The organism is Bradyrhizobium diversitatis, from assembly GCF_016031635.1.
Classification (GTDB): domain Bacteria; phylum Pseudomonadota; class Alphaproteobacteria; order Rhizobiales; family Xanthobacteraceae; genus Bradyrhizobium; species Bradyrhizobium diversitatis.
Genome location: NZ_JACEGD010000020.1, coordinates 32,816 through 49,302 on the forward strand (window position 1 = coordinate 32,816; position 16,487 = coordinate 49,302).

13 protein-coding genes are annotated in these 16,487 nt (G+C 66.0%); 11 read left to right on the top strand and 2 right to left on the bottom strand.

Translation table 11 applies throughout. From position 1 onward, the window contains the following. Positions 1-84 precede the first annotated feature (84 nt). The 10 genes from glmM to H1B27_RS22425 all read left to right on the top strand — a co-directional run bounded on the left by glmM (position 85) and on the right by H1B27_RS22425 (position 11,079). A complete protein-coding gene (glmM, locus tag H1B27_RS22380) occupies positions 85-1,428 on the top strand; it encodes a phosphoglucosamine mutase (protein WP_061877473.1) in 1,344 nt (447 codons plus the stop codon). Positions 1,429-1,584: 156 nt separating this feature from the next. After that, positions 1,585-2,835, top strand: a complete 1,251-nt coding sequence (locus H1B27_RS22385; RefSeq protein WP_197967549.1) for an MFS transporter — start codon at positions 1,585-1,587, stop codon at positions 2,833-2,835. 227 nt (positions 2,836-3,062) lie between these two features. Further along, positions 3,063-3,893 (top strand): outer membrane protein, encoded by an 831-nt coding sequence (locus tag H1B27_RS22390; protein ID WP_197967550.1) that lies wholly within the window; start codon positions 3,063-3,065, stop codon positions 3,891-3,893. Positions 3,894-4,060: 167 nt separating this feature from the next. Beyond that, on the top strand, positions 4,061-4,942 hold the full coding sequence (locus H1B27_RS22395; RefSeq protein WP_061877475.1) for an outer membrane protein: 882 nt from the start codon (positions 4,061-4,063) through the stop codon (positions 4,940-4,942). A 69-nt stretch (positions 4,943-5,011) separates the two neighbouring features. Further along, the gene (locus H1B27_RS22400) at positions 5,012-5,602 is read left to right on the top strand and encodes a glutathione S-transferase family protein (protein ID WP_197967551.1); all 591 of its coding nucleotides are present in this window, start codon (positions 5,012-5,014) and stop codon (positions 5,600-5,602) included. An 18-nt stretch (positions 5,603-5,620) separates the two neighbouring features. Next, positions 5,621-6,085: a GNAT family N-acetyltransferase gene (locus H1B27_RS22405; RefSeq protein WP_131869240.1), complete on the top strand. Its 465-nt coding sequence runs from the start codon at positions 5,621-5,623 to the stop codon at positions 6,083-6,085. 265 nt (positions 6,086-6,350) lie between these two features. Continuing rightward, entirely contained in the window at positions 6,351-6,542 is a 192-nt protein-coding gene (locus tag H1B27_RS22410) for a hypothetical protein (RefSeq protein WP_239621322.1), read from the top strand. Positions 6,543-6,621: 79 nt separating this feature from the next. Then, a complete protein-coding gene (locus H1B27_RS22415) occupies positions 6,622-7,794 on the top strand; it encodes a phosphoserine transaminase (RefSeq protein ID WP_197967552.1) in 1,173 nt (390 codons plus the stop codon). Between the two features lie 219 nt (positions 7,795-8,013). Continuing rightward, positions 8,014-9,603, top strand: coding sequence for a phosphoglycerate dehydrogenase (serA, locus tag H1B27_RS22420; RefSeq protein WP_197967553.1), 1,590 nt, complete (start codon positions 8,014-8,016; stop codon positions 9,601-9,603). Between the two features lie 303 nt (positions 9,604-9,906). Further along, positions 9,907-11,079 carry a thiolase family protein gene (locus H1B27_RS22425; protein ID WP_197967554.1) on the top strand — a complete coding sequence of 391 codons (1,173 nt, stop codon included), beginning with the start codon at positions 9,907-9,909 and terminating at the stop codon, positions 11,077-11,079. Positions 11,080-11,145: 66 nt separating this feature from the next. Here H1B27_RS22425 and H1B27_RS22430 read toward each other — a convergent pair whose 3' ends face one another. Then, on the bottom strand, positions 11,146-12,126 hold the full coding sequence (locus H1B27_RS22430) for a LysR family transcriptional regulator (RefSeq protein ID WP_197967555.1): 981 nt from the start codon (positions 12,124-12,126) through the stop codon (positions 11,146-11,148). Positions 12,127-12,299: 173 nt separating this feature from the next. On the opposite strand from H1B27_RS22430, the gene H1B27_RS22435 reads away from it, so the two are divergent. After that, positions 12,300-12,779 (top strand): YybH family protein, encoded by a 480-nt coding sequence (locus tag H1B27_RS22435; protein WP_246515609.1) that lies wholly within the window; start codon positions 12,300-12,302, stop codon positions 12,777-12,779. A 5-nt stretch (positions 12,780-12,784) separates the two neighbouring features. Here the strand turns inward: H1B27_RS22435 and H1B27_RS22440 are convergent, their stop codons facing one another. Beyond that, positions 12,785-16,270, bottom strand: coding sequence for a PAS domain-containing sensor histidine kinase (locus H1B27_RS22440; protein WP_197967556.1), 3,486 nt, complete (start codon positions 16,268-16,270; stop codon positions 12,785-12,787). Positions 16,271-16,487 lie beyond the last annotated feature (217 nt).

Below are 16,487 nucleotides of genomic sequence, written 5' to 3' on the forward strand. Positions count from 1 at the left end.
CCCAGCAAATCAGGGATGCGGGGCCCTTTCGGGCATCCCGTGGTTGTAGAGGGGATCCCCTGGTTGTTGCCTTTGGGGGACGATATGAGCCGCAAATATTTCGGGACGGACGGGATTCGGGGCCGCGCCAACGGACTGATCACGCCGGAGCTCGCGCTCAAGGTCGGCCAGGCCGCAGGCCTTGCGTTTCAGCGCGGTGACCACCGCCACAGGGTCGTGATCGGCAAGGACACCCGCCTGTCCGGCTACATGATCGAATACGCGATGGTCGCAGGCTTCACCTCGGTCGGCATGGACGTGCTGCTGGTCGGCCCGATGCCGACGCCGGCGGTCGCGATGCTGACCAAGTCGATGCGCGCCGATCTCGGCGTGATGATCTCGGCCTCGCACAATCTGTTCGAGGACAACGGCATCAAGCTGTTCGGCCCGCAGGGCTTCAAGCTTTCCGACGACGTCGAGAAGCAGATCGAGCAGCTGCTCGACGAATCTCTCGACAGGAGGCTGGCACAAAGTGCGAGCCTGGGCCGCGCCCGCCGCATCGACGGCGTGCACGACCGCTACATCGAATTCGCCAAGCGCACGCTGCCGCGCGATCTGTCGCTCGACGGCCTGCGCGTCGTGATCGATTGCGCCAACGGTGCCGCCTACAAGGTGGTGCCGGAGGCGCTGTGGGAGCTGGGCGCCGACGTCGTGCCGATCGGCGTCGAGCCCGACGGCTTCAACATCAACAAGGAATGCGGCTCGACCTCGCCGGAAGCGCTGTCGAAGAAGGTGCGCGAGATGCGCGCCGACATCGGCATCGCGTTGGACGGCGACGCCGATCGCGTCATCCTGGTCGACGAGCGCGGCCACATCGTCGACGGCGACCAGTTGCTCGCGGTGATCGCGCAGAGCTGGAAGGAGGACGGACGCCTGTCGCGCCCGGGCATCGTCGCCACCGTGATGTCCAATCTCGGCCTGGAGCGCTTCCTGAAAGGGCAGGGGCTCGATCTCGTGCGTACGCCGGTCGGCGATCGCTACGTGCTCGAGCAGATGCTGAACGGCGGCTACAATCTCGGCGGTGAGCAGTCCGGCCACATCATCCTCTCCGACTACGCCACCACCGGCGACGGTTTCGTGGCTGCCTTGCAGGTGCTGGCCGTGGTGCAGAAGCTGCGCCGGCCGGTCTCGGAGGTCTGCCACCGATTCGACCCGCTGCCGCAGATCCTCAAGAACGTCCGTCACAAGGGCGGCAAGCCGCTCGACGATTCCGACGTCAAGTCGGCGATCTCCGACGGAGAGATGCGCCTCAACGGCCACGGCCGTCTGCTGATCCGTTCTTCCGGCACCGAGCCCGTGATCCGCGTCATGGGCGAGGGCGAGGACCGCATCCTGGTCGAGGACGTCGTCGACACCATCGTCCTGGCGCTCGGCCAGGCCGCGGCTTGATGTTTTTCTTACCCTCCCCTGGAGGGCCCTCCAGGGGAGGGTAAGCGACGGGAACACCCACGCATCCCAGCCATCGACGATTGACGGTGGTTCGACCGCCGCTTGCTTCGTAACTAGCGGATGCGGCGGTTCGCCGCGCCCGCCGGGACCGCTCCATTGAACAAGCCTGTCGTCGTCTCCGAGGAAACGCTGACCGAGCCCGTCGTCGTCAGCGACGTGTCGCCCGCCGCCGCCAAGGCGGCAGGGCCGGCTTACGTCGTGCTCGCCGGCATCAGCGTCTCGCACTTCCTCAACGACACCATGCAGTCGCTGATCGCCTCGGTCTATCCGATCCTGAAGGACACCTACGCGCTCGACTTCGCGCAGATCGGCATGATCACGCTGGCCTTCCAGTTCACGGCCTCGCTGCTCCAGCCGGTGGTCGGGCACTACACCGACAAGAAGGCGCAGCCCTATTCGCTGGCGATCGGCATGGCCTCGACCTTCTTCGGCCTGCTGCTGCTCAGCGCCGCGCACCAATATCTCGTCATCCTCGTCGCTGCCGCCCTGGTCGGCCTCGGCTCGGCGGTGTTTCACCCCGAGTCGGCCCGGATCGCGCGGCTCGCGTCCGGCGGCCGCTACGGATTTGCGCAGTCGGTGTTCCAGCTCGGCGGCAGTTTCGGCACCTCGATGGGACCGGTGCTCGCCGCGCTGATCGTGGTGCCGTTCGGTCAGGGCAGCATCGCCTGGTTCTCCTCGATCGCGTTCCTCGCGATCCTCATCCTCTGGCGCATCGGCAATTGGTATGCGCCGCAGATCAAGGCGAGGAAGTCGGCCACGATTCAGGCCCATCCCGACGCGCCGAGCTCGCGCCGCGTCGCAGTGGCGCTGGCGGTGCTGGTCGGGCTGCTGTTCTCGAAGCAGCTCTACGTCTCGAGCCTGTCGAGCTACTACATCTTCTACCTGATCGATCGTTTCGGCGTGTCGACGCAGGCAGCCCAGATCTATCTCTTCATCTTCCTCGCCGCGAACGCCGTGGGTGCGTTTCTCGGCGGCCCCCTGGGCGACCGCTTCGGCCGCAAGATCGTGATCTGGATCTCGATCCTGGGCGCGCTGCCGTTCACGCTGGCGCTGCCCTATGCCGGCCTCTACGCCAGCGCCGTGCTCAGCGTCGCCATCGGCCTGATCATCTCCTCGACGACCTCGTCGATCATCGTGTTCGCGCAGGAGCTGGTGCCGCACCGCTTCGGCATGATCTCCGGCGTGTTCTTCGGCGTCGCGTTCGGCATCGGCGGTCTCGGGGCCGCCGTGCTGGGCAAGCTCGCCGACCACACCTCGATCGAGTTCGTCTACCAGGTCTGCGCCTGGCTGCCAGCGATCGGGCTGCTCGCGGTGTTCCTGCCCAAGCTGCCGCGGCACGCGCGTTAACGCATTACTATTCGCTGCATTGCAGCTTCATACATCGTTAGGAAATGCGGCCAGCCCCGCGCCGCATTTTTGCAACGCTGCCGCCGCATCGGCGTGTGGGTACAGAAAAAATCAACCTTAAAAATTAGGGTTAAGTGGCGCTTAAACATTTGCTGCCATCGTCCGGGTCGTGAGTTTCCAGAACGTGGGGCGCCCGTCTTTGCCTCACCGGCCAAAAGGACGAAGCAATGCGTAGCGTTAAGTCTCTGCTTGCCGCGGGTGCGGCAACCCTGATCTCGTCGATGGCGTTCGCCGCCGATATGCCGATCGCGGCGCCCCCTCCCATGTACGCGCCGCCCGCCCCGCCCGCCGATTTCGGCGGCTGGTATCTGCGCGGCGACATCGGCATGACCAACCAGCGCGCCAAGAGCATCGACGCCTCCTTGCCGGCTGGGTATCAGAAGACGACGGAGGGGTTCGGCTTCGACTCGTCGCCGCTGTTCGGTCTCGGCGTCGGCTATCGCTTCAACAACTGGTTCCGTGCGGACGTGATCGGCCAGTACCGCGGCAAGGCCACCCTGCATGGCGCCGATAACGTCATCGGGCCGGGCTTCGTCGGCTCCAACAACTACAGCGGCAGCAAGTCCGAGTGGGTCGTCATGGCCAACGCCTACGTCGACCTCGGCACCTGGTGGTGCATTACGCCGTTCATCGGCGCCGGTGTCGGCGGCTCCTACAATAAGATCAGCGGCTTCCGCGACGACGGCGTCTCGTACAGCCCGGGGCTCAACAACAGCGTTGCTTACTTCGCCGACAACGGAAAGTGGAACTTCGCCTGGGCCGCTCACGCCGGTCTCGCCTACAAGGTCAACCCCGGCTTCACGGTCGAACTGGCCTACAGCTACATGGACCTCGGCGACGCCGCGCCCGGCAACTACCGCCTGTTCGACAACAGTGCCTCCGGCCCGACCTCGATCAAGATCAAGGACATCACCTCGCACGACATCAAGCTCGGCGTGCGCTGGGATCTCAGCAGCCCGCCGGCCTACATGCCGCCGCCGCTCGTCACCAAGGGTTGATCGTCGGCCTCATCGCTTAACGTCTCTTAACGGCGCGGGATCATCCCGCGCCGTTTTGCTTTGCGTATTTTTCACGGCTCGCACTGACGAAATTGCCTACCGCAACCATTGGTTAAGGTTAACGAGCCATGATCACGGGCGAAAGTTAGTGTCGATGGAGCGTTGCGATGCGTGGGCTTTTGTTGGGGGCGGCGATGTTGGGGACGGTGTCTGCCGCGCACGCGGCCGACATGCCGGATCTGCCCGTCCTGCGCGGCGGCTACACCGAGGGCCTGTCGAAGACGACCCGCAATTGGGATGGCGTCTATATCGGCGGCAACGCCGGCTACACGACCGACGCGACCGATTTCAGCCAGAGCGTGGTCGGCCTGACCAACTACATCTTCCGCGACAGCGTCCTGCAGCAACCAACCGCGAACTGGTCGCTCCTGAACAAGGCCAACACGCAAGGCGTCAATTTCGGCGGCTTCATTGGCCGCAATTGGCAATGGTACGATGCCATTCTCGGTCTTGAAGGCACCTACAGCTACTTCGACACTCTCTACACGCAGACCAGCGGTTACAACTCGCTCGTTATCACCAACCCGCCCGGGGATAACCCGCCAGAGGGCACGACCAACAATTACAACGTGACCTTGATCGGCACCGCCGCGGCGAAGGTCAAGGACATGATTTCGCTCCGTGGCCGCGTAGGCTGGGATGGCGGCGATTTCATGCCGTACGCCTTCTTCGGCGCCGCGGTTGGCCGAATGGACGTCTCCCGCACGGTGACGAGCGACGTGACGCTCACGCAGGTCGTATCGACAACGATCGGCGGCGTTACGACGACCACGAGCAATACGTATGCTGTTCCGGTGCAGTCGCAGACTCAGAGCCAGCACAGGACCAACACTTTCGCTGTGGGTTGGACCGCGGGCCTCGGGCTCGAATATTGCATTTGGGACGGGTTGTTCGCGCGCGTGGAATACGAGTATGTGAGATTCTCGCCCGTCATGAACACGCAGGTCACGCTGAACAACGCGCGCGTCGGGCTCGGATACAAGTTCTGAGCCGTCCGCTTCCTGTTGACAGATTCCCTCTGTCCTGATGCTCTGTCGCCCGAAGGCGGGGCGGCAGCGATGAAGATCTACGGCGACGGCAATTCCGGAAACTGTCTGAAGGTGAAGTGGGTCTGCGACAAGCTCGCAGTGCCCTACCAGTGGATCGAGATCGACACGCGCAAGGGCGAGACGCGCACGCCGCGATTCCTCAGGATGAACGGCGCCGGTCAGGTGCCGACCGTCGAATTCGACGACGGCCGCACGCTCGCACAGTCCAACGCCATCATCCGCTATCTCGCCCGCGACAGTACGCTCATTCCGCGTGACGCCTTTGCAGCGGCCAAGATGGACGAATGGCTGTTCTGGGAGCAGTACAGCCACGAGCCCTATATCGCGGTGTGCCGCTTCCTCCTGGTCTACCTGGGCAAGGACGCATCCGAGCTCGACCCCGAGAAGGTCAAGCGCGGCTATGCGGCGCTCGACCGCATGGAGCAGCATCTCGCCGGCAGCCGCTTCTTCGCCGGCGATGAGGTTTCGCTCGCCGACGTGTCGCTGCTCGCCTATACGCGCCTCGCGCATGAAGGCGGCTTCGATCTCGGCCGCCATGCGTCCGTCCGCCGCTGGATCGGCGAAGTCGAAGCGTTTCTCGGCCTTGCGCCGGCGCGCTGAGGTGCGGAGTTGTCTGACATGAATGCCGAAGCCGTTTCCATCCGTCCCGCGCGCCGCGAGGACGTCGCCGCGATCGTGGCGATGCTCGCCGACGATCATCTCGGCCGCGCGCGCGAGCGCGTGGAGGATCCGTTGCCCGCGTCCTATTACGACGCATTCGCGCGGGTCGAGCGCGATCCGAATCTCACGCTCGTCGTTGCCGAGAGCGCGGGCAGGGTGGTCGGCTGCCTGCAACTCGCGATCCTGCCGGGCCTGAGTTCCCAAGGCGGCGTGCGCGGCCTGCTCGAGGACGTTCGCGTTGCTTCCGATTGTCGCAGCCGCGGCATCGGCGAGCAATTGGTGCAATGGGCGGTCGCGGAAGCGAAGGCGCGCAATTGCAATCTCGTCGAGCTGCTGACGCATCAGACCCGCGTCGACGCGCAGCGCTTCTACAAGCGGCTCGGATTTGCCGCGAGTCATGTGGGCATGACTGTCCGCTTTTGAGGCAGCGGAAGCGTTTTCAAGCGAAGTGGGTTCGCGTCAAGAAAACGCGTCAATACAAGAATCCAGAGTCCCGTTCCGATTGTATCGGAATGAGGCTCTGGCCGCGAGCCTTGCACGATCAGCAAATTCGGATCGCGCATTCGTTCATCTTAATGGGCGGTAAACTACCCGTCCGTCGTTCACGTTGAATCGGGAACGAACAGTGCTACGGCAGCTTCTGGCACCGGGCTCGGTCGGTTCGGGGATTTCGATGACAAGCTATTCAATGATCAAGGTCGGCAACGACTACGTCGTGCAGGCCCATGACAAATGCATTTTGAAGGTCGGCAGCCGCCGCAGGGCCGCGCAATTGATCAGCGATGCCACGGACTTGCTGAATGCGCTCGCCGTCGTCCAATCCCCGGAGATCGCACCCGAGGCGCCATCACTCGCACGTGAGGCCCCGGAACTTCCTTGACTGGTCTTCCCGATTCCCGTATCAGCCGCGGCGGGACACCTCCCCCCAACGGGAGGCTTACTATCTGGAAGGGTAGATCATGACTGTAGCGAAGCCCGCTTCGCGGCCGACCGTGCCGCATTTCTCCTCCGGTCCCTGCGCCAAGCGCCCCGGCTGGAACGCCCAAAATCTCAAGGACGCAGCGCTCGGCCGCTCGCATCGCGCGAAGATCGGCAAGACCAAGCTCAAGCTCGCCATCGACCTGACGCGCGAAGTGCTCGAGGTCCCCGCCGATTACCGCATCGGAATCGTGCCGGCCTCCGATACCGGCGCGGTCGAGATGGCGCTGTGGTCGCTGCTCGGTGCGCGCCCCGTCACCACGCTCGCCTGGGAATCCTTCGGCGAGGGCTGGGTCAGCGACATCGTCAAGGAATTGAAGCTCAAGGACGTCACCAAGCTGAATGCGGCTTACGGTGAGATTCCCGATCTGTCGAAGGTCGATCCCAAGAGCGACGTCGTCTTCACCTGGAACGGCACCACCTCGGGCGTGCGCGTGCCTGATGCCAACTGGATCAGCGCGACCCGTGAAGGCCTGACCATTTGCGACGCGACGTCTGCCGCATTCGCGCAGGCTCTTGATTGGCCGAAGCTCGACGTCGTCACCTTCTCCTGGCAGAAGGCGCTCGGCGGCGAGGCCGCGCATGGCATGCTGATCCTGTCGCCCCGCGCGGTGGAGCGGCTCGAGACCTACAAGCCGGCCTGGCCGCTGCCGAAGATCTTCCGCATGACCAAGGGCGGCAAGATCAACGAAGGCATCTTCGTCGGCGAGACCATCAACACGCCCTCGATGCTCTGCGTCGAGGATTATCTCGATGCGCTGAACTGGGCCAAGTCGATCGGCGGCCTCAAGGCGCTGATCGCGCGTGCGGACGCCAACACCAAGGTGCTCGCCGACTGGAAGGCGAAGACGCCCTGGATCGACTTCCTCGCCAAGGACGCTTCGATCCGCTCCAACACCTCGGTGTGCCTCAAGTTCACCGATCCCGCGATCACGTCGCTGTCCGAGGACGCGCAAGCGGAGTTCTCGAAGAAGTTGGTGGCTCTCGTCGAGAAGGAAGGCGCGGGCTACGACTTCGCCTATTACCGCGACGCGCCGGCCGGCCTGCGCATCTGGTGCGGCGCCACCGTCGAAGCCAGGGACGTCGAGCTGCTGACGCAGTGGATCGACTGGGCTTTTGCCGAGACCAAGGCCGCTCTGCCCAAGGCAGCGTGATTGCTTTCTTCGCCTCTCCCCGTTCTTACGGGGAGAGGCCGGGTCGCGCAGCGATCCGGATGAGGGGCTCTCTCCACGAGCACCTCGCCTGTGGCTGCCCCTCACCCCAACCCTCTCCCCGTAAGAACGGGGAGAGGGAGAGCAAAGTGCTTCTGCGCAATTCCTCATTCCGGCCCTCGGGGCCGATCCTCCCTCAGGGACGGTGAAGGACACATCCCCATGACCAAACCCAAAGTTCTCATTTCCGACGCGCTCTCGCCCGCCGCCGTACAGATCTTCAAGGATCGCGGCATCGAGGTCGACTTCCAGCCGAACCTCGGCAAGGACAAGGACAAGCTGGCCGAGATCATCGGGAACTACGACGGCCTTGCGATCCGCTCGGCGACCAAGGCAACCGCCAAGATTCTCGAGAAGGCGGCGAAGCTGAAGGTGATCGGCCGCGCCGGCATCGGCGTCGACAATGTCGAGATTCCCGCCGCCACGGCCAAGGGCATCATCGTGATGAACACGCCGTTCGGCAACTCGATCACGACCGCCGAGCACGCCATCACCCTGATGCTGGCGCTGGCCCGCGAGATCCCGCAGGCTGACGCCTCGACCCAGGCCGGCAAGTGGGAGAAGAACCGCTTCATGGGCGTCGAGATCACCGGCAAGGTGCTCGGTGTCGTCGGCTGCGGCAATATCGGCTCGATCGTCGCCGACCGTGCGCTCGGCCTGCGCATGAAGGTGATCGCGTTCGATCCCTTCCTCTCGCCGGAGCGCGCCAAGGACATCGGTGTCGAGAAGGTCGAGCTCGACGACCTGCTGAAGCGCTCCGATTTCATCACGCTGCACACCCCGCTCACCGACAAGACCAGGAACATCATCGACGCGGCCGCGATCGCCAGGATGAAGAAGGGCATGCGCCTGATCAACTGCGCCCGCGGCGGCCTCGTCGACGAGCAGGCGGTGGTCGATGCGCTCAACGCCAAGCAGATCGCGGGCGCCGCCTTCGACGTGTTCGTCGAGGAGCCCGCGACCAAGAACGTGCTGTTCGGACATCCCAACGTGATCTGCACGCCGCATCTTGGTGCGTCCACGACCGAAGCGCAGGAGAACGTCGCGCTCCAGGTCGCCGAGCAGATGTCGGATTACCTGCTCACCGGCGCGATCTCGAACGCCGTCAACTTCCCCTCGATCACGGCCGAAGAAGCGCCGAAGCTGAAGCCGTTCATCGCGCTTGCCGAGAAGCTCGGCTCCTTCGCCGGCCAGCTCACCGAGACCGGCATCCTCAAGGTGGAGATCACCTATGAGGGCCACGTCGCCGAGATGAAGATCAAGGCGATCACCTCCGCCGTGCTGTCCGGCCTGCTGCGGCCGATGCTGGGCGAGGTCAACGTGGTGTCCGCACCCGTCGTCGCCAAGGAGCGCGGCATGGTGGTGGACGAGATCGTGCGCGCCGCCCAGAGCGACTATGAGAGCCTGATCACCGTCACCGTCGCGACCGAACGCCAGGAGCGCTCGGTCTCCGGCACCGTCTATCACGACGGCAAGCCGCGCCTCGTCGATGTCAAGGGTATCCGCGTCGATGCCGAGTTCGGCAAGTCGATGATCTACGTCACCAACGAGGACAAGCCGGGCTTCATCGGCAAGTTCGCAAGCCTGCTCGGCGACGCCAAGATCAACATCGCCACCTTCCATCTCGGCCGCGTCGCGCCCGGCAGCGATGCCATCGCGCTGGTCGAGGTCGACGGCGCGGTGCCGGCGGACCTGCTCGCCAAGGTGCAGGCCCTGCCGCAGGTCAAGCAGGCCAAGGCGCTGACGTTCTGAACTCTCACCGTCGTCATGGCCGGGCATAGCCGTCCAAAGGACGGCGTCGCTTCGCTCGCCTATGTCCCGGCCATCCACGCCTTCCCACGCATGACCAAGATCGTGGATGCCCGGGACAAGCCCGGGCATGACGTGTGGATAGAGTGACGCTCACATTGATATTCCGACCCGCGGAACAACGCCGCCTCCGTCACCGGGAGCGGCATTTTTATTTTCCCGCGATCTGCTGACTTTGTGTACCAATGGCGCCCAGAACGCCTCGTAACTACGTTCCGTTCAAATCGTTCGACAAGGGAGAAAACAATGCGTGAAGCCGTCATCGTTTCCTATGCGCGCACGGGCCTGGCCAAATCCGGCCGCGGCGGGTTCAACATCACCCCGCCGATGTCGCTGGCTGCCCACGCCATCCAGCACGCCGTCGATCGCGCCGGCGTCGAGAAGGATTATGTCGAGGACTGCTATCTCGGCAATTGCGCCCATGGCGCGCCGAACATCGGCCGCCAGGCCGCGCTGCTCGCCGGGCTGCCGAAGACCACCGCCGGCGTCTCGGTGAACCGCTTCTGTTCCTCGGGGCTTCAGACCATCGCGATGGCCGCCAACTCGATCCGCTCGGATGGCGCGGACTGCATCGTCGCTGGCGGCGTCGAGAGCATCTCGATTCCGGGCGGTGCCACGCCGAAGGAATCGGTCGATCCGGAGCTGCTCAAGGTCGCCCCCGACATCTTCATGGCCATGATCGACACCGCCGACATCGTCGCCGAGCGCTACAAGCTCAGCCGCGAATATCAGGACGAGTTCTCGCTGGAATCGCAGCGCCGCATGGCCTCGGCGCAGCAGGCCGGCAAGTTCAAGGACGAAATCGTCCCGATGAAGACGAAGATGAAGGTCGTCGACAAGCAGACCAAGGCCGAGAGCATCGTCGACTACGTCGTCGATCGCGACGAGTGCAATCGCCCTGACACCACGATGGAAGGATTGGCAAAACTCGAGCCGGTGAAGGGTCCCGGCAAGTTCGTCACCGCCGGCAATGCCAGTCAGCTCTCGGACGGCGCCGCCGCCGTGGTGCTGATGGAAGCCAAGGATGCGGAGAAGCGCGGGCTGAAGCCGCTCGGCCGCTTCGTCGCGTGGGCGACCGCCGGCTGCGAGCCCGACGAGATGGGCATCGGCCCGGTGTTCGCGATTCCGAAGCTCTTGAAGCGCACCGGCCTCAAGATCGACGACATCGATCTGTGGGAACTCAACGAGGCCTTCGCCAGCCAGTGCCTGTATTGCCGCGACCAGCTCGGCATCGATCCCGCCAAGTACAACGTCAACGGCGGCTCGATCGCGATCGGCCATCCCTTCGGCATGACCGGCGCCCGTCTCACCGGCCACCTCTTGCAGGAAGGCGCCCGCCGCAAGGCGAAGTGGGGCGTGGTGACGATGTGCATCGGCGGCGGCCAGGGCGGCGCCGGCCTGTTCGAGATCTACAGCTGAGGCCAGCGACAGGAATGCGAAAGGGCACGGCGCCGCAAGCGCCGTGCCCTTTTTGTCATTCGGGCATCAGGAGGAGACGCGACGCCTGGGCGCTGTCGGCGTCGGCGGACCCAAGCAGCGCGCCACTGTCTCGAACAGCCAGGCGACACCGGCATCCGCCATCGCGGCTTGCGAGGCGACGACACGCACCGGGTCGGGCGTCCACGGAAACGGCACGGGACGTATCACCAGGTCGAATCGCGCGGCATGGCGTTCGACCAGATGGCGCGGCAGGGTCGCAATGAAATCGGTCTCGGCGAGCTGCGCCAGCGCCAACATGAAGTTGGGCACGGTCAGCGCCACGCGCCGGGAATGGCCCCGTTCGGCAAGCCTGACGTCGACGATCCCGAGCGCATCACCGGTCGCCGACACCAGCATGTGCCGTGCTGCCAGATAGGTCGCGAGCGTGACTTTGCGGGCCATCGTGTGGCCCTTGCGCATGGCGACGACGAAGTCCTCCTCGAACAGCAGCCGTTCGGCGTAACGTGACGGCAGCGGACCGACCGGCAGCACGGCGAGGTCGAGCCGGTGCGAATCAAGCTCGGAGAGCGTGTCCTGCCAGACCTGACTCGACGCCTTGCCATGACGTTGCGGCATCAGCTGCAGCAGCCGGATGTCGATCCCCGGGCCTTCCCGGACGAGGGTCTCGAGGAGAGACGCGAGAAACACCGCGGCCAACGCATCCGGTGTGCCGATCGTGAACGATCGCCTCGCCGTTCGCGCGTCAAAGGGCTCGGCGGCCGACACGATCGCATCGAGGCGCGACAGGAGTTCGGCGACGGGACCTGCAAGCGCGAGCGCACGCTCCGTCGGCTTCACGCCGCTCGGCGTCTTCAGGAACAACGGATCGTGGAAGATGCGCCGCAGCCGGGCCAATCCGTGGCTCACCGCCGAAGGCGTGAGCTTGAGCTTGTCCGCCGCGCGCGAGACCTGGCGCTCCCCCAGCACGGTGCTGAACACGACGAGGAGGCTGACGTCGATCCGGGCAAGCTGAGCAGGATTCAGCATGATCCTGAGATCTTATCACTGGCTTCATCACGGTCAAAGCGGCATGCAGCATCTTGTGCAACCGCATGAACCGTCAACACCGGAGCCCTCGGATGAAGAACGATCAAGATCTGCATCGCGCAGCCGCGCCCGCGGCTGTGTCCAGGCGTCACACGCTCGCAGGAATGGCATGCATGCCGCTCGTCGTCGCCGAGGCGGCCACGGCCGACGACGTCATCGCAAAGCTGCTCGACCATACCCAGCAAGCGAACGCGGCGCTGATGCGCGGCGACGCCGGCACCTACCGGCAGATGGTCTCCCTCACCGACGACTTCGTGCTGATGTCGCCGTTCGGCGGCGTCCCGTCAAAGGCCGCGGAGTACACGCCCGAAAGGTGGGAGCGGATGGGCCGGTTCTTCAGGAACGGCACGCACAGGCAGGAGGTCGTCCAGACCTACGGTTCGCAGGACATGGTCGTTCTGGCGCTGATCGAGCGGGACAGCGTCGAGGTCGGAGGGCTGCCGGCTCAGGAATGGGCCTTGCGCGTGACGCTCGTCTACCGGCGCGTGGGCACCGAGTGGCACCTGGCGCATCGTCATGCCGACCCGCTGGCCAACGGCATCAGCCTGCAGCAGGCGGCGGCGCTTGCGCGCGGTCTGCCCGCAAGCCAGTGAGCGCCTCACGCCCCCGCCAGCGCTGGTGCGAACACCACCTCGATCAGCGTGCCGTGGCCCGCGCTCTTGATGTTGAACCGCGCGCGGTTGGCTTCGACCAGCGCTTTGGTCAGCGACAGGCTCAGCGCCGAGCTGTCCGCGGCATCGCCGGGCGGCGGGGTGCGGAACGGCTCCATCGCGGCGGCGACCTCGCGCTCGGACAGGCCATGGCCGGTGTCGCGGATGCGCAAGGCAATCTCGCCGTGGTCGGTCAGCGCGGTCGAGACGATGACCTGGCCGCCGGCGCTGGCGAGCCGGATCGAGTTCGAGATCAGATTCATGGTGATCTGCCGCATCGCGCGCGCATCCACGTTCACCTGCGGCAGCGCATGGGCGAGCGAGGTACGGATGATGATGCGCTCGCGGTTGGCCTGCGGCTGCATCACCGCGACGCAGGCCTCGACGAGGTCGTTGAGGTTGAGGTTGTCGAAGGTGAGGTCGAGCTTGCCGGTCTCGATCCGCGTCAGTTCGAGCAGGTCGTCGATGATGGCGATGACGCGCTCGCCGGAGGCGCGGATGTCCTTCATGTATTCGCCATAGCGCTCGTTGCCGAGCGCGCCGAAGCGTTCGGAGATCATCACCTCGGCAAAACCGATGATGGCGTTGAGCGGCGTGCGGATCTCGTGGCTGATCCGCGCCAGCATGTCGGCCTTGGCATTGGCCGCGCCGTCGACGAGGCGGCGGGCCTGCGTCAGCTCGCTCTCGCCCTTCTTGCTCTGCGAGAGGTCGCGGAACACGGCGAAGAAGTTCGGGCCGTCGGGCCGCGTGCGGCCCATGATCATCGCGAGCGGAATGACGCCGCCCTTCTTCTCGCGTCCCAGCACCTCGCGGCCGTGGTCGAGCAGGCTGGCAATGTCCTGGCTCTTCAGGCTTTCGAGATAGTCGGCGACGATCTGCTGGCTTTCCGGCGCGAACAGCGTCGAGAGGTTCTGCTCGAGCAGCGCTTCGCCGTCATAACCGAACAGCGCCTCGGCGCTGCGGTTGCAGGCGTGGATGTTGCCCTCGGCATCGAACATGACGATGCCCTCGGCCGTGGTGTCGAGGATGGCGGCGAGATCCTCGGCCTCGGCTTCGCCGGCCGCGGACTCGGGTTCGTAGGTGTAGGACGCTGCGACGACGGACTCGGTGACGACGGATTCGGCAATCACGGTCTCTGCGATGACAGGCGCCGCGGCGACCGGTGTCGCCTGCGGCAGCGCGCAGATCAGAGCGTGCGCACTCTCGCCGTCCCAGTCGATCGTGTGCAGATGCGCGTCGGTCGTCGCAAGCGGCGCTTCGCCGTTCGCGACCGTCGCGCTGATCGTGACGGGTGTGCCGCCTTGCGAGGTGCTGCTCGCCGACGACACGCCCGGCTCGACATAGAGCGCGTCGAGCCCGCCGGCATTCTCCAGCGCGCCGAGGCCGGCATAGCCCATGCGCGCGAGGAAGGCGGGATTGGCGTAGAGCAGGCGGTCGAGCCGGTAGATCAGGATTCCCGTCGGCAACAGATCGAGCAGCGTGCGGTCGCGCGCGCTGATGCCGCGCGCCGGGGCTGCGGGCTCGCTCAGCCATTCGGCCGCGGTGTGCGGCACCTCGGGCTCCGGCGCCGATGGCTCGGCCGCGATCTCCGCCGCCGGCTCGGCCGCGTCGGCCGCGATCGTCTCGCGATCGCGTTCGAGCCGCTCGGACAATTGCCGTGCGAGCTCGTTGAACGCGCTGTTCTCGACCGGCGTCAGCGTCGGCGGTCGCGTGTCGCCGGCCGGTCGGAACGGCACGACATTGGGGGGCGTTTCCACGGGCGTTTCCAGATCGGTTGGGTGTGAATTCGCGTCGGCTGTGGCGGCTGCAGGTTCAGGCTCGGGTTCGGGCGGCTCGACCGGCGGAGGCGCTGCCGTTGCTTCCGGCTCGGCCGCGGGCTCTGTCTCGAGCTTGGCTTCGGGCTCGACGTCGGGCTTGGCCTCCGGCTCCGGATCGGGCTCGGCGGCGTCGGCGGAGAGGTCCTGCTGCGCCGGCGGCGCGGCGAGCAGCTCGAAGCGGCGCAGCGCCTCGAGCCGGTTGAGGCCGTCGAGATCGCGGCAGACGCCGAATCCCCTGAAGCCGGCAAAGTTACGCTCGTGGTCGTAGACCGGCAGGCCCGCGAGCTCGACCGGAAGACGCTCGCCGCCGTCGGCCGGCCAGTTCACGGTGATGCCGGCCCAGGTATCGTGGCTCGCAAGCGCCTGCGCGACGCGCCCGTCCGGGTCGAGCGAGAATGTTTCGGCGATCTCGCGCCAGGGGCGGCCGAAGCCGGCAGCCGTGTGCGCGCCGATCAGGCGGATGAATTCATCGGAGAGAAGCACAAAGCGGCCCTCTGCATCCATCTGCCAGAGGAGGCGCAGCGGATGCTGACGCGGTGCGGGCGGCTCCTGCTGGCCCGAGGACTCCGACTCCGGCTCGACCATGCCTCGAGTGATCGGCACAACCTGCGGCGACACAATGGCCCCTGCCGGGTTTTCAACCGGAGTCTTGGACGTGGCTTCGGGCGTGGCTTCGGGCGCGGCGTCGGCCGCGGCGGGGACGATCGGCTCTTCAATGGTCCGGACCGGCGCGGCCTCCGGTGCCGCCCCGCAGCCGGACTGCGCGGGCGTGTGCGCGATCGTCTCGCCTGGCGCAGCTGTCTCGGTCGGTTCGATGATGGCGTCGAACAGCGCGAACGCGGACGGCGCCGCGTTCGACGCTGCCGCAGGCTCGACGGGGGTGACTTCGGGCGCGGGCGGAGCCGGCTGGCTCTGTGCGATATCGGGCACCACCTCGGGCGCGGCCTCGCGCGCCGCCTCTGTCCGGGCGGCCGGCTCGATCAGCGCGACCAGGCCGACATCGGCCCCCGTGCCGACCCTTTGCAGCACCATCTGGCCGATGCCGATCGGCGTCGCGGCGCGGCCGGTTGCCAGCGCATCGCTGCGTGCCCGGTCGAGGCCGGCCTCGAAGAGATCGCGGAAGCCGAGCAGGGAGCGGGCGGCCTCGCTGGCGCCGACGAACAATCCGTCCGGCGCGAACGCGGCCATCGGCACCTTGGCGCCCGCGACCAGGCGAGACAGCCGCTCGACCAGCGGCATCGGGCGCGACGTGGGATCCATGGCGGTGACCAGCACCGCATGGCCGCCATCGGCGAAGTCGAGCCGCGCGCAGGCGCAGGTCATCAGCGTGCCGAGCCGGGCGCCGAAGCCGCGCAGCCGTTCGAGCCGCACCGTGCCGTTCGCCGGCAATTGGCCCGCGAGCCGGGCGACCTGGCGGCGATGGCTGTCCGCCGGGCCGAACACCTTGTCGGAGAGGCCGGCGCTGGTCGCCGCGCCGAACAGGTTCGCGCCGACCGGATTGGCCCACAGCACGCGCGAGCCGTCGACCGACCACAGCCAGGTGGCCAGCGGCGAGGTCGCATGCACGGCCAGCCGCGGATCGCCCACACCTCGCAACTGGAAATCCGAACGCTTCATGAGGCCGGCTGTCGCTCACGCATCAGGTGGCGGCTGCCGGAATGGCAGCCTTAAGAAAGAGTTATCGCCCGAGAGGCGCGGGCAGGTCCACGGCCGCAAGCCCGGAAGGGCGCCCCAAGCGGCGATAACCTTAATGGTGCCAACCCCGCAAGCCGCAGCGCCGCTGCATCCAAGGGATTCGAAGGGCAGCGGGTCAGGCCGGCCTGACGAGTGAGAT